The 20,445-nt window shown below is 37.2% G+C and carries 20 protein-coding genes and 1 pseudogene; 5 read left to right on the top strand and 16 right to left on the bottom strand.

Annotated elements, in window-relative coordinates; genetic code table 11:
* Window positions 1-11: 11 nt before the first annotated feature.
* Both NBX25_RS23190 and NBX25_RS23185 read right to left on the bottom strand, forming a co-directional pair.
* Window positions 12-578 carry a Crp/Fnr family transcriptional regulator gene (locus NBX25_RS23190; RefSeq protein WP_250255631.1) on the bottom strand — a complete coding sequence of 189 codons (567 nt, stop codon included), beginning with the start codon at window positions 576-578 and terminating at the stop codon, window positions 12-14.
* A 509-nt stretch (window positions 579-1,087) separates the two neighbouring features.
* Entirely contained in the window at window positions 1,088-2,857 is a 1,770-nt protein-coding gene (locus tag NBX25_RS23185; protein WP_123910764.1) for an aminopeptidase P family protein, read from the bottom strand.
* Between the two features lie 451 nt (window positions 2,858-3,308).
* Between NBX25_RS23185 and NBX25_RS23180 the strand changes: the two genes are divergently transcribed.
* Genes NBX25_RS23180 through NBX25_RS23170 form a run of 3 tightly spaced genes read left to right on the top strand, consistent with a single transcriptional unit; the run spans window position 3,309 to window position 5,051 of the window.
* The gene (locus NBX25_RS23180; RefSeq protein ID WP_123910763.1) at window positions 3,309-3,746 is read left to right on the top strand and encodes a DUF6526 family protein; all 438 of its coding nucleotides are present in this window, start codon (window positions 3,309-3,311) and stop codon (window positions 3,744-3,746) included.
* 21 nt (window positions 3,747-3,767) lie between these two features.
* Window positions 3,768-3,935 carry a phosphatidate cytidylyltransferase gene (locus NBX25_RS23175; RefSeq protein ID WP_123910762.1) on the top strand — a complete coding sequence of 56 codons (168 nt, stop codon included), beginning with the start codon at window positions 3,768-3,770 and terminating at the stop codon, window positions 3,933-3,935.
* A 9-nt stretch (window positions 3,936-3,944) separates the two neighbouring features.
* Entirely contained in the window at window positions 3,945-5,051 is a 1,107-nt protein-coding gene (locus NBX25_RS23170) for a DNA topoisomerase IB (RefSeq protein ID WP_250255630.1), read from the top strand.
* A gap of 295 nt (window positions 5,052-5,346) precedes the next feature.
* Here the strand turns inward: NBX25_RS23170 and NBX25_RS23165 are convergent, their stop codons facing one another.
* From NBX25_RS23165 to NBX25_RS23105, 13 genes are all read right to left on the bottom strand, one after another.
* Window positions 5,347-6,234 (bottom strand): helix-turn-helix domain-containing protein, encoded by an 888-nt coding sequence (locus NBX25_RS23165; protein WP_123910760.1) that lies wholly within the window; start codon window positions 6,232-6,234, stop codon window positions 5,347-5,349.
* Between the two features lie 157 nt (window positions 6,235-6,391).
* A complete protein-coding gene (locus tag NBX25_RS23160; protein ID WP_123910759.1) occupies window positions 6,392-8,638 on the bottom strand; it encodes a TonB-dependent receptor in 2,247 nt (748 codons plus the stop codon).
* 168 nt (window positions 8,639-8,806) lie between these two features.
* On the bottom strand, window positions 8,807-9,694 hold the full coding sequence (locus NBX25_RS23155; RefSeq protein WP_250255628.1) for an urea transporter: 888 nt from the start codon (window positions 9,692-9,694) through the stop codon (window positions 8,807-8,809).
* Between the two features lie 192 nt (window positions 9,695-9,886).
* A complete protein-coding gene (locus tag NBX25_RS23150; protein WP_250255626.1) occupies window positions 9,887-10,588 on the bottom strand; it encodes a hypothetical protein in 702 nt (233 codons plus the stop codon).
* 189 nt (window positions 10,589-10,777) lie between these two features.
* Window positions 10,778-11,566 carry an urease accessory protein UreD gene (locus tag NBX25_RS23145; protein WP_250255624.1) on the bottom strand — a complete coding sequence of 263 codons (789 nt, stop codon included), beginning with the start codon at window positions 11,564-11,566 and terminating at the stop codon, window positions 10,778-10,780.
* The gene (gene ureG, locus NBX25_RS23140; RefSeq protein ID WP_045499433.1) at window positions 11,567-12,205 is read right to left on the bottom strand and encodes an urease accessory protein UreG; all 639 of its coding nucleotides are present in this window, start codon (window positions 12,203-12,205) and stop codon (window positions 11,567-11,569) included.
* Window positions 12,206-12,318: 113 nt separating this feature from the next.
* A complete protein-coding gene (locus NBX25_RS23135) occupies window positions 12,319-13,008 on the bottom strand; it encodes an urease accessory protein UreF (protein WP_123910755.1) in 690 nt (229 codons plus the stop codon).
* Window position 13,009: 1 nt separating this feature from the next.
* Complete coding sequence (gene ureE, locus NBX25_RS23130) at window positions 13,010-13,519, bottom strand: urease accessory protein UreE (protein ID WP_123910754.1); 510 nt, start codon at window positions 13,517-13,519, stop codon at window positions 13,010-13,012.
* Entirely contained in the window at window positions 13,509-14,159 is a 651-nt protein-coding gene (locus tag NBX25_RS23125) for a hypothetical protein (protein ID WP_123910753.1), read from the bottom strand. Before NBX25_RS23125 ends, ureE begins: the two co-directional genes overlap by 11 nt.
* 204 nt (window positions 14,160-14,363) lie before the next feature.
* On the bottom strand, window positions 14,364-16,085 hold the full coding sequence (gene ureC, locus NBX25_RS23120; protein WP_250255622.1) for an urease subunit alpha: 1,722 nt from the start codon (window positions 16,083-16,085) through the stop codon (window positions 14,364-14,366).
* Between the two features lies 1 nt (window position 16,086).
* On the bottom strand, window positions 16,087-16,455 hold the full coding sequence (gene ureB / locus NBX25_RS23115) for an urease subunit beta (protein WP_250255620.1): 369 nt from the start codon (window positions 16,453-16,455) through the stop codon (window positions 16,087-16,089).
* Window positions 16,456-16,467: 12 nt separating this feature from the next.
* Window positions 16,468-16,770, bottom strand: a complete 303-nt coding sequence (gene ureA, locus NBX25_RS23110) for an urease subunit gamma (RefSeq protein WP_089690243.1) — start codon at window positions 16,768-16,770, stop codon at window positions 16,468-16,470.
* Between the two features lie 157 nt (window positions 16,771-16,927).
* Window positions 16,928-17,293 carry a hypothetical protein gene (locus NBX25_RS23105; RefSeq protein ID WP_123910750.1) on the bottom strand — a complete coding sequence of 122 codons (366 nt, stop codon included), beginning with the start codon at window positions 17,291-17,293 and terminating at the stop codon, window positions 16,928-16,930.
* A 409-nt stretch (window positions 17,294-17,702) separates the two neighbouring features.
* Here NBX25_RS23105 and pruA point away from each other — a divergent pair, with 409 nt between their 5' ends.
* Together pruA and NBX25_RS23095 are read left to right on the top strand one after the other, a co-directional pair.
* Complete coding sequence (gene pruA / locus NBX25_RS23100) at window positions 17,703-19,328, top strand: L-glutamate gamma-semialdehyde dehydrogenase (RefSeq protein WP_123910749.1); 1,626 nt, start codon at window positions 17,703-17,705, stop codon at window positions 19,326-19,328.
* 330 nt (window positions 19,329-19,658) lie between these two features.
* Complete coding sequence (locus NBX25_RS23095; RefSeq protein ID WP_250255618.1) at window positions 19,659-19,868, top strand: cytochrome C551; 210 nt, start codon at window positions 19,659-19,661, stop codon at window positions 19,866-19,868.
* 449 nt (window positions 19,869-20,317) lie between these two features.
* Here NBX25_RS23095 and NBX25_RS23090 read toward each other — a convergent pair.
* Window positions 20,318-20,445: pseudogene (locus NBX25_RS23090) on the bottom strand (pseudouridine synthase); the annotation flags it as partial.

Below are 20,445 nucleotides of genomic sequence, written 5' to 3'. Positions count from 1 at the left end.
AGGACAAATGTCTAAAAAGAAATCTCCTTTCTGATACGGCTTAAATGCCGCTGTGTAATTCCAAGGTAGGAAGAAAGGTACTGTAACGGAATTTTCTGAATATAATCAGGATAATTTTTAAGAAGGGCTGCATACCGTTGACTGGCACTGTCTCTCTGAAGCTGAAAAAACCTATTTTCCAGCTCAAGATACTCCTGTTCAGCAATCATCTTTAAAAATTTGGTCCAGTTGAGATTGTCCTGGATAAGAGCATCCATTTTTTCTTTCTTCAGGATAAGCAGTTCTGCATCTGTAATCGCCTGCATACTTTCTTTGCTTAAACTTCCGGAAATAAATGATGAATAAGCAGCCATCATCGTATTGGGAAACCTGAAACAATAGGTCATATCTTTTCCGTCATCAGAAAGATAGAAGGAACGGAAAATCCCAGATTGTATAAATGCCACTTCTCTACACTTCTCACCTTCCTGAATAAAATACTCGTTCTTGCTGACTTTCCTGATTTCAAAAAGCTTTAAAAATGCTTCAATTTCTTTTTCTGAAAACAGTTCAAAACTTCTAAAAAAATCATGTACCATTGATTGGGTTTTTCTTGATACCGCGAAAATAAATAAAACTTATTAGAAAACTAAGCTTGGAGGAAGGAAGTTAAAGGTAAATAGCTGGAAGATGGAGGCTGGGAGTTACTGCTAATGATGTAATTACTCTTAACCACTATAAATGAATTGAAAAGAAAAAAGAATATCTCTTCTTTTGATCTTCATAACTTTCATCTTCCAGTTCTCTATTCCATACTCAAGAAAAAAATCATCCCAGGATGGGATGATCTACCGTTTTGAATAACTAAGTTATTATATGAAGATATGAATGATGTTTTGTTGTTACAAAGATAAATAGAGTGGTAATTCCCATCATCAGGAGAATCCCTACAATTTTATCCGTAAAAATACGGTTGTATAAACAAAAAAGCCCTGCAAGAAAACTCACAGGACTTTTACGGATCTAACAATTATTTTGTTTAATATTTTTAAGGTTGAAAGTTCAATGTTTGAGGTGCTCTCTTTTTTTCAACATTGACTTTATTTTCTTACAACGGGCTTACCAGCTGTAAGAACCATTCTTTCACTTCTCCTTCCAAATGAGGAGCAAGCTTTTCTTCACATGTTTTATGATAAGCATTCAGCCATGCAATTTCACTTTCTGAAAGAATTTCTTTTACCACTGTATCTTTAAAGAACGGGCAGAACGTTAATGTTTCAAATTCATAAAATGTTCCGTGAATTGTTTTCTCTGCTTCTTTCACTGCGATAAGATTTTCATGACGGATTCCGTAGTGTCCTTCAAGATAATATCCAGGTTCGTTGGAACAAACCATTCCCGGAAGAAGATCCTGAGGGTTTAAATCTTTTCTGATGTTTTGTGGCCCTTCGTGAACGTTCATAAAGCTTCCTACCCCATGTCCTGTTCCGTGGTTAAAGTCTTTACCTTCCATCCATAACGGAAGTCTTGCAATGGCGTCAAGATGTACTCCTTTTGTTCCTTTAGGGAATTTCACCATAGATAAACGGATCAGGCCCTGTAAAACCAATGTAGAATTTCTTTTGAACTCTTCGGAAGGTGTTCCTAACGCAAAAGTTCTCGTGATATCTGTAGTTCCTTCAAGATACTGACCTCCTGAATCTACAAGGATTGTATCTTCATTGGTGACTTCTTTACTTCCTTCTTTCTTAGCAGAATAGTGCATGATCGCTCCATTATCTTTGTATCCAACAATAGAACCGAAGCTTTCTCCCACAAAGTTTTCACCAGCTGCACGGAATCCTCTCAGTTTTTCACCGATAGAATATTCGTTCATCTCTTCTTTTCCTGCATTGTGAGTTAACCAGTAAAGGAATTTTACCATTGCTACTCCGTCTCTTACCATTACTTTTCTGAAACCTTCCAACTCAGTTTCATTTTTCTGAGCTTTCATCAGGTTTCCTGGTACCGGAGCTTTGATAAATTGATTGTCTGTCTTTAATGTTTCAAAAATCTGCTGGTTGCTGTTTGGAGAAACCAGTACTTTTTCATTTTTGAATGCTTTCAGATAGTTGTAAAACTCTTCGTAAGGCATCATTTTTACGAAAGAATCATCCATTTGTTTTCTGGCTTCTACTTCAAGCTTTTCCAAACCTGTAAATAGAACAGCATCATTTTTCGTGATAACAATATATCCTAAAAATACAGGATTGCTCTGTACATCACTTCCTCTCAGGTTGGATGTCCACGCCACATCATCTAAGCTTGAAATAATGTGAACGGTTGCTTCCTGTTCTTCCATTTTCTGACGGATGGCAGACAATTTATCTGTTACAGATTTCCCAGCTCTTTCTACAGGATGTACGAAGATTGGGTTAGCAGATGGAGTTCCTCTTTCTTTCCAAACCTCCTTTAAAAGAGGAATATCGGCAAGGGTAATATTTTTTGAATTAAATTTTTGAGAAAGTAGTTCCCAGTTGGCATTAGAAGCAGCTAAAGCATTGACAGCCACTTTACCTCCTGCTGGAATTTCAGAAATAATCCAATCTATATAATTAGGAGTTCCTTCTATTCCGTCTTTGAAAAGTTCGATTCCTGAACCGTCCAGTTCAATAGCAGCTTGTGTAAAGTATCTTCCGTCTGTCCAAAGCCCTGCTTTGTCCTTAGTCACAACCACAAAACCGGCAGAACCTAAGAATCCTGACAGCCAAGCTCTTTCCTGCCATTCTTCAGGAAGGTACTCACTCATGTGCGGATCTGCAGAATATACTATAAATGCATCAACATTATTTTTCTGCATTTCTTCGCGAAGCGCAGCAACTTTTTCCTTTGAAGTCATTCTTTTCATTTTTAAACACCGAAAGTTACGAAAAATTTAAAGTCGAAGGATCAAATCAATAGCCTATTTTCCTTAATAAACTGTTATTTTTCCATGAATGTTGATTGGGAATACGAAGAACCTATTTTTTAATAGCCACAGATCCATAAATGATCTTTATTTGCGCATTAGTAGTTATACAATTATCAATGTCATAAGGTAAGCAAAAACATCTGTGTAATCTGTAGTTAAATCTTATGTACAAAAACTTTACATCCTTTTTCTCCTCCATTGTAACCTATGCAACGATGTGCTTCAAATACAATGGTTCTATTTTTAACCACAAAAATCTATAGATAATAAGGTTAGGCTCAACACATATATTTCTTTAAAAAATAAAATCCATACCATAAAATGTGATTTTTTATTAAAATAATAATGTTTTGGAAAGGTTATTGCTGCATTACATCCTATGAAACAGCAAAACTACAATAACCACAGAAAATTTTATCCACCTCATCATTTTATTTATCTCCCTTTATTAATTATCCTGGAGATCTTAGGAATCTATAAAATCTGGGACGATCCCAGTAATAAACTGGTCTGGATCTTATTTTCAATTGTCATTTTTCTGCTTTTTTATCTGGCTTTTATGACCAGACAGCATTATGCCTTAGGACTTCAGAACCGTATGGTGATTCTTGAATTTAGACAGCGATATTTTGAGATTTTTAGTAAAAGGTCTGATGAAACAGTTGAAAAATTAAAATTTGACCAGATTGCAGCCCTGAGATTTACGTATGATGATGAATTTAAAGAGCTTTTGTATAGAGCTCTGCATGAAAATATTTCCGGAGATGAGATCAAAAGATCGATCAAAAACTGGAAAGCTGATAGACTCAGAATTTAATTAACACCAAAAATATTACTTATGAAAAAGTGGAGCTTTTACAGTATTACGATATTAAGTTTATTAACACTAACAAGTTGTGAAGCAGTAGGAACAATTTTTAAGGCCGGAATGTGGTGGGGAATTTTCTTAGTCTGTATAATAGTAGTGATTCTTTTACTGATTTTTTCAAAGGGTAAAAACTCTTAACCATTTTCTATGGAGAAGAATACAGATTTAGAGATCATTTCTCACCTTAAGCCATCAAAGATTGTTAAAATCATGAAGGATCCGGAAGCTTCTGCAAAGGCGGTACATCTCATTTATACCACCGATGCAGAAACTGACGGAATCAGTCGTAAAAAAACAGGAAAGAAGTACTCTTATTATAAGGATGGAGAAAAAATCCGTGATGGGGAAGAAATAACAAGAATCAATAAACTTGTTATCCCTCCGGCATGGGAGAATGTATGGATTTGTGCTTTGGAAAATGGCCATCTTCAGGCAACAGGCTTTGATGTTAAAAAAAGAAAACAGTACCGGTATCATCCTTTATGGAGTGCTTTAAGAAATCATACAAAATTTTACAGAATGCTTCAGTTCGGGTATGCATTACCGGGCATCAGACTTCATATTGAGCAGGATCTGGCGTTAAGAAATTTTGAAAAACGAAAAATACTTGCCCTGATTGTCAGTCTTATGCAGAAAACGAATATCCGAATCGGCAATACTATTTATGAAAAGTTGTATGGGTCGTTTGGACTGACCACTTTGAAGGGTAAGCATGTTGAAATCAAAGGACAAAAAATAACTTTTTCATTCAAAGGGAAAAAAGGCATTATGCACAATGTTGATCTCAGAAGTAAAAGATTGGCAAAACTTGTGCAAAAATGCAAGGATATTCCCGGCAGGGAGCTTTTTCAGTATCTGGATGATGAAGGAAACAGGCATTCTATTGATTCCGGAATGGTGAATGAATATATTAAGGAAATAAGCGGCGATGATTTTACAGCCAAGGATTTCAGAACATGGTCCGGAACGGTGAATGCTTTGATTGCTTTCAAAGAAATCGGATATGCTGAAAATGATACTCAGTATAAAAAAAATGTAAAGGAAGCCCTGGATATTGTTGCTGAGCATCTCGGAAATACCAATACCGTCTGCAGAAAATATTATGTTCATCCTTTAGTAATCAATCTTTACGAAAACAATACGATCAAAAAATATCTTGACGAACTGGAAGTTATTGAAGAAAATGACGGAAAAGCCGATCTGACGAAGGAAGAGAAGCTGGTGATTAAGATGTTGGAGAATGAAAAACTGTAAAGGGTTTGGCTGGGAGAGGGAAGCCTGAGTCTGGAAGTACTATCAGACGATGTTGTTCTAAACGGCATTTTAATTAAATTATTTGAGTTTTTTATTAGCATCCTGACAAAGGAAGAGTTTAAAAATGTGGATGAGATTCTTCCCTCGTCAGAAGGACAGGGCATAATAACTAAATAATTGATGTAGTTTACAAAACTGTAATACTTATGTTATTTTAAAAATAAACCTGTTAAAGAACCAACAGTCGATTCTTCAGGCTACGAGAACTCCTATATTCCAGTACCCAACATCTATCCTATCCTGAAACTCTATTGCTCAAAAACTGAGTTCTGTATTCCTTCGGTGTAATTCCTGCAATTTTTTTGAAAAGCTGGGTAAAGTGGGAAGCCGTATGGAAATTCAGTTCGTAGGCAATTTCCGCAATGTCTTTACTGGAATGCAGGAGTGCCTTACTGTAATTGATATCAATCTCGTTGATCCACTGTTTAGGCGATTTTTGGGTCACGCTTTTCACACATTTATTCAGGTAACTTTCTGTTACGGATAATTTGTATGCATAGAAGGCCACGCGCTTTTCTCCCACATGATATTTGAATAAAAGATCCCGAAACTGAAGAGACAGCTCCATCGGACGTGTAGCAGATTTATGATGCGTATCTGAATCTGTGCTCAGCATTTTGATCAGAATAAGATGAAGCATCGTGACTACAACATCATTAATGTTCAGATTATTCAGCCATAACTCTTGTTCCATGATAGGAAGAAGTTGTGTAATCGTTCCGTAGGTCAGACTATCCAGATTCAGGAAAGGGGTCATAAAGAAAATACTGCTCTTATGTTTGGGTAATTCCTGCTCAGAGAGGATATTATTTTCGTAGGCAAGAAAGAATCCTTCAATATCATCGGAAAGTTCTACCGTAGCAGTAATCGTTCCTTGCTTAATAAAGATTACGCCGCCTTTTTCAGCATGATATTCTTTATTTTCAAGATATTGCTTGATATGTCCGTTGGTCACGAAAATAATAAAGTTAAATGTAGTGCGGTATGGGATCACCGGCATCAAAATTCCTTTAAGATAATTTTCTATCCGGTAAAGCTGTATATCTGCATTATTAGCTAGTATTTTCTCCGTGATATTAGGCAGAAAAAGTTTTTTATACTGAAAATTGGATAATACTTCCATATCCGATATTATGATAAATTAAAGTTAAACAAAATTTATAAAGCAGCACTAAAAGGGGTTGAAAATTTGAGAATGAGTTCATTTGAAAATCATTGGTTCTATCGCAAAAATCTCTCAGCTTTAAGACAATCAATCCTCACTCTCAAACGCTCCCACTCTAGAACTTGTAATACACCCCCACTCTAACCCCAAACGGACTTCCCGGTGTATAGGTAAGGTCTGTGATAGGTTCAGCTTCACCTTTCAATTGGGTTTCTGTAGCAAACTGGGCTTCATTCCATTTTACATTGAACAGGTTGTTAACCTGAATGTTTGCTCCCCACTTCTGGCGGTTGTAAGACAGCATCAGATCATTAACGAAATAAGCTTTTGTTTTAATGCTATTGTCTTCTACTGCCGGTCTTTCTCCAAGATAACGGTATTGAAGACCTAAAGAAAATCCATTCAGGAAATCCCAGTTTACAGATCCTGTACTGGTCACTACGGGTGCCAATGGAATATAATCCTGTCCTTTTTCTTCTTCAATAAACCTTGCATGAGAATAATTGATGTCTGCATTCAGATAAAAGTTTTCCAACGGCTGAAAACGGATTCCCAGATCAGCTCCGAAACGTCTCGACTTTCCGGATGGCTCTACTACGGCATCATCTCCAACATATACAAATTCCTGCTGCAGATCCATATACCAAACGGCAGGAGTAATAATCAATGATTTGAACGGGTGTAATCTTACTCCGAAATCAGCTCCAATAGAATAAGGAAGAGTGTTCTCATTTTTATTGGTTACTACCACTCTCATATCATTAGAATGGAATCCCATCCCAGTCTTCAGGAACCACATGACGTTATCATTCTGGGCATACGAAAAGTTAAGCTTAGGACTTACTCTGGTTGCTTCTTTTGACTGTCCTGAAGGCAGTTGTTCAAGATCCAGCAGATTATGCATATTGAAGATAAAATGATCTACCCTTACCGCCGGATTAATCGTCCATTTTCCTGTTTTCCAAACCAACCCTGAATAGGCATGAAGATTCGTTTCTGTTCCGTTTACATCAGAAAGTCTGTCAAGCAGCATATCTCTGTGATAAACGTGATTGAGCTGTAAGGTATTGATATCATCATTTCTTAAGCCAATTCCTGAAGTCCAGTTTAATGAACTATTAGCAAGAGAAAAGCTTTTAGTATATTTTACTTCTGCTCCATAGATGTTTCTTCCGTCAGTCTGCTGGATTTCATCTCCGTGATCTTTATCTTTTAAGAAAAATGTAAAATCGGAATACAGATTGAAATTATATTTTGAATAAAAAGCCATAGCATCAATCTGTTCAGACGGAGAAATGATATGTTTAAAGTTCATCTGAAGGTTTGTTCTGGAAGTTTTCCCGCCTTCAGTAGGATCAATACTTCCCCATCTTCCAATGATCCCTTCATCCACTGCACGTTCCGGAATCTGCCCGGAAGCATTCCATGAGGAATTGAATGTTGAAAACTGAATATTGAAGTAATCGTTATCAGTAAGCCATTGGTTATACTTCCCGAAAATATTAACCCTGTTGAAATTTTGTTTTACATCGAAAGGTCCGTCTGTATAATTATATTCTGCTGCGATATAAGCATTCTTTCTTCCCAGATCATCATGCAGAATATTGAACATACCCAAAACTCTTTTTGAATTGAATGAACCACCTTCAAGCTTAATCATACTATTTTTTAAGCCATTATACGTTTGAAAATCTACATACCCAGCCGTATTGAAATCTCCCCGGTCCATATAATAAGCTCCTTTTCCAAAATCAATATTATTTACCGTTTCAGGAATTACAAAGTGTAGGTCGGAATATCCTTGTCCATGAGCATGAGAGACAATATTCACAGGCATTCCGTCTACATTCACGCTTACATCGGTTCCATGATCGGCATCAAATCCTCTTAAAAAAAGCTGCTCAGCCTTTCCTCCTCCAGCATGTTGTGCAATAAACAATCCTGGTACTTTTCTTAATAAATCCTGTGCTGAATTAACAGGAAATTTATTCAAATCGACCTTCGTAATTGCAGATAAAAAAGAACTATGATTAATAGCAACTTCAGAGATCTGAAATGGTTTATGCTGTAAAAAGATAACTTTGTTTTTATCATCATCATTGGCAACCACCCATTTTACCTCATCATATCCCTGACGGCTGATGATTAAAGTATCAGGAAGTGATTTGACAGGAACCGTAAAAGTACCGTCTGTTCCTGTATGGGTATGGCTGTTTCCGTGATCATATTTTACCAATGCATCTGCAATAGGAAATTTGTCATCTGCATCTTTAATTGACAACTGCTTTTCTGCTTCCTGTGCCATCATTTTTCCACTGAATACCATGACAAGAAAAGCGGCTGCTATTTTAGTTATTTTCATTTTTTTATTTTGTTACATTAAAATTAGAGGGGAGATAATAGATGTTTTAGTTTTAGATTTCAATGGTCAATTTTGCTATACAAATGAATAGTTAATTGAAAATCTCCAGTGAAAGAATAATAACCTCACACATTTCCTTTCTTCACTCTAAAACACTCAAAAACAAGTTTATAATTTTGCTTTAAGAAATGCCTTTTGAATTAAAAGCGTGATCCATGTTCCGGCTACGAATGGGAAAGTAAATACTCCGCCTACTGCATCCAGACAGTGATTATCGATGAGAAGATCATCAATGATAATTGTTAAAAGAACGGCGATCAGTACCCATAAACCATCTGTTTTTTTAACGCCTGAAAATACAATCGCTGAAAGTACCGCATTAAATCCGAATAATCCCATGTGGATTTCTTGAATAGGCTCTCCATTTAATTGTGATAATCCGGCCCCTAAAATAGAAGCTGCTAATCCATACAAGGCAGCAATGGGTGAGCTGATAAAAACCGCCAGAAAGAAAATCATTCCTGAAAGTATACCGCCCTGAAAGATCACTTCTCCAAAACCGTTGGTACAGGTAAGAAAGTCATCGTATTTTGAAGGGATCACCTCAGCACTCAACATGGCAGATGGTGGAATATGGGTAAAATGATGTAAAGCAAATACCAATATCCAGGTAATCACAATAAAAGGAAAAGTAAACACCGGAATTTTCTTCTGAATAAAAAAATGCTGAATAACAGCTGCCAATGCACCACCCAATATTATAAGTATCCAAATCAAGGCTGTTGTTTCGAATAAAAAGGCCAATGCTACTCCTACAAGCGCTGCACTGAAACCATACAATCCGGCATTAATTTCAGATGGGTTATATTTAAGCTTCATGGCGGTAAAAGTTCCGGCTGCTGTTGATAGCAAAACTGCAACTCCGAATTGCCAGCTTCCCATAAATATTCCTATCAAAAACAGAAGTCCGGTCCATCTGTTTTCCTGAAGCATAATTTGCCCGATTCCTTTTAAAACATTGTCTAAAAAGGGTATTTTTTTGAAAAATTCGTTCATAGTTTTTTTAATTGTATTATTGATTGTAGGTATTCAGACAAGAGATGTATAGATGAGAGACAGGGCAGACTTAAATATCAATATTCAATTTTGCTCCACAAGTGAAGGGTAAATCATCAGTGAAAGGATGACAACCTTAAACTTTAAACCCTGAACTTTAAACTCTCCTACTCTAAAATCCTCAAACCTCACTTACCATCCAAGAAAGACCATTCCAACTCCGCAGACCGTCACCACAGCACCACTTACCACCCCCATATATCTTTCCAGTTTTTCAGTATTGAATAATGTTGAATAGCCATAACGTCCTAAAAGTACCATTCCAAGCATCGTTAAAACCGTAGTAACTGTAAATGAAGTTACCAAAACAGCAATTTCGGGCATAGAATGCTTAACTCCTGAATAGAATAACAAAGGAATCAGGGGTTCACTTGGTCCCATTACGAAAATCATGAAAAGAACAAGTGGTGTTACTTTTATTCTTGTCTGAGGCATTACCACTTCACTGTGATTGTGTTCATACACATAAACATCATCCCCCATCACATCGAAATGTTTATGGGGTTTATTTCTGATCGCCTGGATAACACCGTAGATTAAATAAACTCCTCCAAAGATCAGCAATGCCCATCCTGAAAAATTTCCTCTGATGTCCTGAAACCAGGAGATTTTATTCAACTGCCAACCCAAAAATACTCCGATAAAACCAAGGATCAGAGAGCTCAGAACGTGTCCAAGCCCACAGACCATTGTTAATATTGCGGTTTTCATTCCGCTCCATTTTTTTGATTTTGAAATCACGATGAAAGGCAGATAATGATCTGGCCCTGAAGCTGTGTGTATAAAACTTATTGAAACGGCACTCAAAAGAAGTGCCCAAACTGTACTATCCATTTTCTATTAATGCTGTTATTTCAGATTCTTTACTAAGTTTTGGCTAAAGCCAATGGAAAGTTTCTTTTTATTTGCGCGGGCTAAAGCCCGCTTCTGTTGAATATGTGCTCTCGCAGATTTTGGAGATTACGCTGATGCCAGCCTTGTTAAGGTTTAAAACCTTGACAAGGCTCCTGAATAACTCAACTCTTACTCCAGCGACCAAAGGATCTCCTGCACGTAAACGAAAAAGTTGTACATCATTTCCCCACCATGCCCTAAGGCTCTTACTACAAAACCATTATCTTCCATCGCAGAAACACCTACTTCCATCTCTTCAATATGTTGAGCTGCCGCTTCAACGATCTCTTCAATCAATCCATTTTTATCTATATTTTCTTTTGTACTGTAGAAGATCAATGTTCCCTGATGGGTATATTGTTCCAGATTACCAATACTGCTGATCGGAATCAAGTCAGGTTGGATCACCACATTATCCTTCACTACCAATTTATTATTATGATAGATTTCCATAAGGTTCTGGAAACGTCTCAGCTTGAAAACTTCTCCATAATGCTTTCTTCCGCAGGTGATAATTTCACTGATGATGATCTGACTGTTGTTTCCGATATGAACATTCGCTTTACTTTTAAAATTCGAATCTTCATGCGGAACAATAGGATGCGGAACATACGCGAAAGAGGTTTCGTCCTCCATGGTTACATTCAGTTCCTGAACAGCCTTATCTTTCATGTTGAAAAGTCTCTGATATGACTGCGACTGCAATTGAAGGGAGGATCCTTTTTCAAGCGCTATATCCAAATGGTAATGGTCACCATCCAGAATCCCCGGAGAGGAGCTCATTACCATCTGATAGAGCTTTTTGTCACTTTTTCTCTGCCCTACAGAAACAACTCTGAAAGGAAGCGAGACATAAAGATCTTTCACATATGATTCTCCTCCCTTGAATCCTGCGATAATATTTAAACGACTATCCATTTATCTTACTAAGTTCGGTTCTTCAATTTCTTCTAAAAGAGCGTATTTTTTGATCCAGCCAATCACTTTATCCAATCCTTCATCTGTTTTAAGGTTGGTAAAAACAAAAGGATTTCCTTTTCTCATTCTTCTGGCATCGTTCTCCATCACTTCTAGACTGGCTCCTACATAAGGTGCAAGGTCAATTTTGTTGATGATTAATAAGTCTGATCTTGTAATACCAGGCCCTCCTTTTCTAGGGATTTTTTCTCCTTCTGCAACATCAATAATAAAAATTGTAACATCTGCAAGGTCAGGGCTGAAAGTCGCGGAAAGGTTATCACCTCCACTCTCGATAAGAACCAGTTCAATTTCAGGGAAACGTGCTGCCAGTTCATCTACTGCTTCAAGGTTCATACTTGCATCTTCACGGATCGCCGTGTGAGGACAACCTCCGGTTTCTACCCCGATAATTCTGTCGTGAGGAAGAAGGCTGTTTTTGGCCATAAACTCAGCATCTTCTTTAGTATAAATATCATTGGTAATAACGCCAAGATCATATTTCCCGAATAATTTTCTGCTTAAACGTTCCAATAATGCAGTTTTTCCTGAACCTACAGGTCCTGCCACTCCTACTTTTATATATTTTCTGTTTTCCATTTTTTCTAAATTTTACTTTATTTGTTTTTTTAACGCTATGTGCGCTAAGATTTTTTTATTGATTGTGAAGATTTTTCTTTCGTAAAGGCATCTTCATTCATTTAACTTATTTCCTACGACATATAAAGTCTTGAATAAAGCCTTTCGTGCTGCATACACCTGATATCAAAAGCAGTATTACAAAGTCCCACCATATCTCTATCCAGCTCCATGGTTTCCCAAACTGTTTTTTCCATAACAGGATATAAGGAGAATAAGATATCTTGTCCATCAAGCTGTCCCAGGGGTACCAGCTTTACAGCATTGGTAATCATCCCGGCAACAGAAGTATAATAGAATCCTAACAATGCTTCATATAAAGGAATTTTCATTAAATAAGCATAGACTCCAAAGACGATACAGTAATGAGAATTGGCTTCTTTGTTACGAACGGCTTTTTCGAATTCATCCATTAATGGAAAGTTGTCTCTTCTTTTGAAGATTTTTATCAGTCTTAATCCTAATTTCTGACTGGCCTGACGGATTTCTCTTGGACATTTTATAGCATTACACTCATTGTCAAGATCCAAAAGTGCCTGCAAATCTCCTTTTTCAGCTGCTTTATAAGCCAGTTTTACAAAAGCACCATCATTAAATTTAAGGTTGTACTGAAGCATATTCTGTACAAACTCTTTCGCTGTCTCTACATTATGGACAATCCTTTCCTGAACGTAAGTCTCAAGTCCGTTGGAATGGGTATAGCCCCCGATAGGAAGAGTGGGATCTGCAAGATGAAGCAGCCCTGATAAAAAGTTGATGTTCATATTATTCATCTTTTGGAGCAGCCATTTTTAAGATTTTGGTAAAAATTGTAGAACCAAGACTTCCATGTCCGTGAGGTTCTACATTCGATTTTAGAAGATTAAGAAGTTTTACGGATTGTTTTTCCGGTTTAAAACCGCTTGCTTCCAGCCATCTGAACATAGGCATTTCAAACGGAAGCAATACTTTATCTTCCTGAATAAAAAGCGGAATATGCTTGTTTCCGATTTCATAACATACAGTTCCCATTTCCAATAAAGAGCCGGGAACCATTACGATCGCATCTGTTTCCAGCACATTGATCGCAATTACTTTTTCTGCATCCTCAAAAAGAATATCTCCTTCACGCAAACGCTGACCTTCTTTTAGAAACTTGATGGCAACATCTACTCCATTTCTGGTTCTTTTGCGTTGGATTCTTTTCGTGGTTTCAAACCACTCCAGATCCAGATAATCGATATTCTTTTCCGTAGGATTTTCGGTGAGATTGCCTATGGTTTGATTAATTATCATCTTTAGCCGATTTTTTTCTGAAGTCAAAGTTTTTAGAAATACCAACCCCGAATGTTGAACCACTAAGTCCTGCTACGTAACTCTTCGTCCAGCCTTCTTCTTTAGTTTTAGTCTGAAGCATTGAAAGTTCTGCAAATTTGAATTTCAGGGCCCAGCCTCCACCTAATAAGATTCCGATCAGAGGATAAGCACGAAGACGGAACCCATTAAAGTTCTGCATCGCATCCGCTGTTGTTGACTGTTGCTGCCCCCAAACGTAGTGAGCATCTATCTGCCCGATCAATACGAAGTATTTTCCAAGCATTAAAGACGGACTGTACCAAACTCCGGCTTCATTTTGTTTATACACAACATTATGATTTACAGAATTTTGTGAGTATGCATAATTAACCCCAACAAGGTCATTGTTATTGATAAAATATCCCACACCTAATGGTGCACTGGAAACGGTACTGCTGCTGCTGGTAGGAGTAGTAACTTTTGAATAATCCAATGAACCATACATCATAAATTGTCCTTTGGGTCCATCTTCATCACTCTTCAGCCTGTGTCCTCCTAAAAACTGAGCGCTTACATTACCAGAAAGTAAAGACATCCCGGCTATAGCAAGAGAAAAAACTGTTTTATTTAAATATTTCATTCTAAACGTAGTTCTATAATTGTTCTATAATTGTTTTAAAATTCTAACAGATCGACTTTGAGTAAAGAGAGTGTCTGGAAATGTCATTCTGACGAAGGAAGAATCTCTTTGATAATCCCATGGAGATTCTTCACTCCATTACATTTCGTTCAGAATGACAAAACCAAATAATTTTAGTTTTCAGACACTTCTTTAAAGCTTATCTTAGAACAAGTAATATAACTGTGTTAAAGGAAGTGTCTCTGCCGGTTCACAAGTGATGTATTCACCATCTACCGTTACTTTATAGTTTTCAGGATTTACTTCAATTAAAGGAGTCTTATCGTTATGAATAAGATCTTTTTTACCAATATTTCTACAGTTTTTCACCGGAAGAATCATTTTCTCTAATTTGTAAGAAGCAATCGTTCCGTTATCAATAGAAACCTGAGAAACAAAATTGGCACAAATACCATATTTTGCCTTTCCGTGAGCACCAAACATATTTCTGTAGATCACTGGCTGCGGTGTTGGAATAGAAGCATTCGGATCTCCCATTTTAGCGGCGATTACAAACCCTCCTTTTACAATCATTTCAGGTTTCACTCCGAACAATGCCGGTTTCCAGATTACTAAATCTGCCAATTTTCCTTCTTCAATAGATCCTACATATTCTGAAATACCGTGTGCAATCGCTGGGTTGATTGTATATTTAGCAACATATCTTTTTGCACGATAGTTATCGTTTCCGCTATCTTTATCTTCAGCTAAATCACCTCTCTGCTCCTTCATTTTGCTTGCAGTCTGCCAGGTTCTTGTAATCACCTCACCTGGTCTACCCATTGCCTGAGAGTCTGAACTCATGATACTGAAAACTCCCATATCATGAAGAATATCTTCAGCTGCAATGGTTTCAGGACGGATACGTGAATCTGCGAATGCCACATCTTCAGGGATGTTTTTGCTCAGGTGATGGCAAACCATCAGCATATCTAAGTGCTCGTCGATTGTATTTACGGTATAAGGACGTGTAGGGTTAGTAGACGCTGGTAATACGTTTGGATACATCGCAGCTTTGATGATGTCCGGCGCGTGACCTCCCCCTGCTCCTTCCGTGTGGAAGGTGTGGATTACTCTTCCGTTGATCGCTCTCATGGTATCTTCAAGGAATCCTCCTTCATTTAAAGTATCGGTGTGGATCGCAACCTGAACGTCATATTTGTCGGCTACTTTTAATGCTGCATCAATCGTTGCAGGTGTTGCTCCCCAGTCTTCGTGGATTTTTACTCCTAATGCTCCCGCTTCTACCTGCTCTTCGATAGGCTCTTCTGCAGAACAGTTTCCTTTTCCGAAGAAGCCTAGGTTCATTGGGTATTCTTCTGCTGCTTCAAGCATTTTCTTCATATTGAATTTCCCTGGAGTTACTGTTGTCGCGTTCGTTCCGTCATTAGGACCTGTTCCTCCTCCGATCATGGTAGTAATACCACTGTATAGAGACGTTTCAATTTGTTGTGGGCAGATGTAGTGAATGTGTGTATCAATACCTCCGGCAGTTACAATATATCCTTTTCCACCGTGAACTTCCGTAGAAGCACCGATGATCATATTAGGAGATACTCCATCCATGGTATCAGGGTTACCTGCTTTACCGATCCCTACGATCTTACCATCTTTAATACCGATATCTCCTTTTACAATTCCCCAGTGATCGATGATTACTGCTCCGGTGATACAAAGATCAAGAACGCCTTCGTCTCTTTTGGCAGTAACATTCTGTCCCATCCCGTCACGTACGGTTTTTCCCCCTCCGAAAACGGCTTCGTCTCCGTAATGGGTGAAATCTTTTTCGATTTCAATAATGATTTCAGTGTCTCCCAGTCTGATTTTATCTCCAGCGGTAGGACCTAATATATTGGCGTATTGTTTTCTGTCTACGTTTAAGCTCATCTTATTGATTTTTAAAGTTTAACTCTTCAGCTTTTGCAAGGCTTGCTTTTTTCTGATCTTCAGAATCTACCTGTCCATCAACAAGATTATTGAAGCCCATTGCTTTTTTGGTTCCTCCTATTTCTACCAATTCCACTTCTTTTTCTTCTCCCGGTTCAAAACGTACTGCAGTACTGGCTACAATATTCAGTCTCTTTCCGAAAGCTTTTTCACGATCAAAGCTCATTGCCTTGTTTACTTCGAAAAAGTGAAAGTGTGAACCAACCTGAATAGGACGATCTCCTGTATTGGTTACTTTTATTTTGACAGTTTCTCTGCCTTCATTGCAGATAATTGTACCTTCTTTTACAAAAATTTCTCCTGGTATCATAATCAATAGGAATTAACGGATTGGGTTGTGTACGGTTACCAGCTTTGTTCCATCAGGGAATGTAGCTTCAATCTGAACATCGTGGATCATATCTGCCACGCCAGGCATTACATCATCTTTAGTTAAAAGATTAGCGCCTTCCTGCATCAGTTCAGCTACTTTTTTTCCGTCTCTTGCTCCTTCAAGCAAAAAGTGGCTGATCAACGCTATTGATTCTGGATAATTTAATTTAAGGCCTCTAGCCTTTCTTTTTAGAGCCAGCTCTCCTGCCAGAAATAGCATAAGCTTCTCCGTTTCTCTCGGTGTTAAGTGCATAGTATTTTTATTTAAAATTGGACAAACAGTATCCTGTTCGCCTTTCTGAAAAGGCAAATAGATAGGTTCAAAAATTTGAAAATGGGGAATGATGCTTATGGGTCAGCACCTATAAAAGGATACAAACCACAGCAGATCATTAAAGTTTAAGATAAGATTAGCAGCCTGCTATTTGCAGGGAATGATACAGAATGTATCTTGGTGCTGTAATATAAACGCGGTTTTGAACGGCCGCAACGGGAGTCTCAAAAGTATACTTTGCAAAGAAATAGTGAAGCCACTGCTGAGCAAGTATTGAATAATCAAACTTTACTTTCTCCCAATCATTGGAATCCTGTACATCCTGCGCATCTGAAAAACTATAAATTTCAGGCTGGGTCTGCTGATCCGATTTTTGCTGAAGAAGGTTGATTTTTGATAAGACATCACTGTATGATTTAGTTTTCCCTGTATGGGTAAAGATACCTACACATAAAGCTGAGAAAAATAATACAAAAGAGAAAAATATGACTCTTTTTTTCATACCTGATTAATAATGATGTAAAAGTAGAGAAATCTTAAAACTCCGGCTATCAAAAAAATTATTTAAAATGTTCAAAATCGCAACAAATACAATTTTATATAAATTTAACATTTCTTTATAAATCCTTTATTTACAACACTTAAAGATAGCTTATCAACTATGACAAATATTTTATTGTCCCAATTCCAATAATTATAACAAATCTATATATCTTTTCTTCTATATAAAGGATTGAATAAATATATAGAATATCTCTAACATATAATACTCAAAAAACATTATATGCCAATGATTATCCTTTAATAAAGTTTATTTTACAAAAAGAGGTGTGATTTTTTTCTTTCCTTATAATTGTCGTAAATTTGTATACAACATACTTATTTAATTTAATAAAATAATAAAACGTAATATGTCAAAAGCAATTTCGCAAGTACCATTAGCGGTAAATGAGCCGGTAAATTCTTATGAACCGGGATCTCCGGAAGTAAAAAGCCTTATCAACACTTATAAGAAAATGTGGGCTGAGAAGGTTGAAATCCCAATGATTATCAACGGAAAGGAAGTAAAAACTGATAATAAAGTACAACTTCAGTCTCCTCAGGATCATGCTCACGACTTCGGATTTTATTACCAAGGTGGTATGCAGCATGTGGATGACGCTATCAACGCGGCATTGGCAGCTAAAAAAGAATGGAACGAACTAGGTTGGGAACAACGTGCAGCAATTTTCTTAAAGGCTGCTGATCTATTGGCAGGTCCTTACAGAGATGTAATCAATGCTGCTACAATGATCGGACAATCTAAAAACGTACACCAGGCTGAAATTGATTCTGCTTGTGAGTTCATCGATTTCTTAAGATTCAATGTTGAATTCATGACAGAAATGTATTCTGAGCAGCCGGTTTCTGACAATGGAATCTGGAACCGTGTAGAATACAGACCATTAGAAGGATTCTGTTTTGCAGTAACTCCATTTAACTTTACAGCGATTTCCGGAAACCTTCCTACTTGTATGGCGATGTTAGGAAACGTTGTGGTTTGGAAACCTTCTGATAAGCAGGTTTATTCTGCTAAAGTAATCATGGATGTATTAATTGAAGCGGGTCTTCCTGCTGGAGTAATCAACATGATCTTTACAGATGGTAAAGAAACTGCTGAGAAAGTATTGGCTCACAGAGATTTTGCAGGTCTTCACTTCACAGGTTCTACAAAAGTATTCCAAGGAATGTGGAAAATGATCGGTGACAATATCCATAACTACAGAACATATCCAAGAATTGTTGGAGAAACTGGTGGTAAAGACTTTGTAATCGCTCACCCATCTGCTAACGTTGAAGCGGTAGCTACTGCTTTAGTAAGAGGTGCTTTCGAATACCAAGGACAGAAATGTTCTGCGGCTTCAAGAGCTTATGTACCTAAGTCTCTTTGGGCTGATGTGAAAAAAGTAATGGAAGCTCAAATGGCTACTATTAAAATCGGTTCTCCTGAAGACACATCTAACTTCGTAAACGCTGTAATCGACAAAAATTCTTTCGAAAAATGTAAAGGATATATCACAAGAGCAAACGAATCTTCTGAGGCTACTGTAGCAATCGGTGGAACATGTGATGATTCTAAAGGATGGTTCGTACACCCAACAGTAATCGAAACTACAAACCCTCAATACGAAAGTATGGTAGAAGAAATCTTTGGCCCAATCCTTTCTGTATTTGTATATGAAGATCAGGACTGGAAAGAGACTCTTAAATTAGTTGATTCTTCTTCTCCTTATTCGTTAACAGGTTCTGTATTCTCTCAAGACCGTTACGCAATTGCTGAGGCTTATAAAGCTTTAGAAAATGCATCTGGTAACTTCTACATCAACGATAAGCCAACTGGTGCTGTAGTAGGTCAACAGCCTTTCGGTGGTGGTAGAGCCTCAGGAACAAATGACAAAGCGGGTTCTAAAATGAACCTTCTTAGATGGACGTCTGTAAGAAGTGTAAAAGAAACTTTTGTTTCTCCAAAAGATTATAAATATCCTTACCTAGGGTAATGATGAGTAATGAGTAATGGGCAATGAGTAATTGTTGTCTGTTCTTTCAATATAGCCTCGGAATTTCGGTTTCGGGGCTTTTTTATGGGATATGATAAAGTTTGAGAGTATTAGCGTTTGAGGGTAAGAATGTTTAAATTTCAAGGTTCTGATTCTGCTTGTCATCAACCCCTTTATTCAATTCTACTCTAATACTCTAATACTCTCAAACCCTCCTACTCCTTTACTACCTAACATCTTTTAACAAACTTTACCTATATTTTACGATTCCTTCCACCTTGTTAGGAATAATAGTTGTTTTTTCATGATTACACCCCAAAATAAAATTGTATGAAAAAGTTATTGTTAACAGCTATCGGCATAGGATTATTTGCAGTGAGCTGTGGAACCAAGGAGTCATCCATGTCTACAAGCAACAGTGATTCAGCTAATACACGGGCTGCATCACCCATGACAACAGACACTATGACTACAAAAATGACGAATCCGGACAGCATGAAGATGAAAAAGGATTCGATGGCAACACCTCCTGCCAAATAGCATTATATACGTTTAATTTAAAAATGGAAAATCTGCAGTTGAAAGCGCTGCAGATTTTTTTTGTTGAAAAGAATAGTAAATCATAGGAATTAAAAGAATGAAATTTAAATTTGATTCTTAGGTTTTGGCTAAAGCCAATGGAATTTGATTTTTTATTTATTGAGTGGCTGGGCTAAAGCCCACTCACCTATTGATGTTGATATCTGAATGAATATACATAAACGCAATAGTTCTTTAACGATAAGATCTTTTATCTTTTATCTTTTATCTTTTATCTTTTATCTTTTGTCTTTTATCTTTTGTCTTTTTAATAAAATCATTATATTTGATATAACACCAAACATAAAAAAGTATCATTATGAAAAAAATATGGGCAGGAGCAATACTTGGACTTCTTTTCCTTGGAGGTTGTGCTCAAAACAAAGAAAAAAGAGAGGAATTTAAGGCAGCTCTTTTTCGTGATTATTTCTGGCTCGTAGAATTTTATTTACAATGTCACCATCACTGGTTAAAAGAATAAGTCCTTCACTGGGTTTATCCAGCCTTCCGATTGGAAAAATTCTTTTGGGGTGGCTGA

Origin of the sequence: Chryseobacterium sp. Marseille-Q3244, assembly GCF_940807095.1 — a bacterium.
In the GTDB taxonomy this organism is placed as follows: domain Bacteria; phylum Bacteroidota; class Bacteroidia; order Flavobacteriales; family Weeksellaceae; genus Chryseobacterium.
Note: the sequence above shows the minus strand (reverse complement) of the source record. Positions and strands in the feature narration are given on the sequence as shown.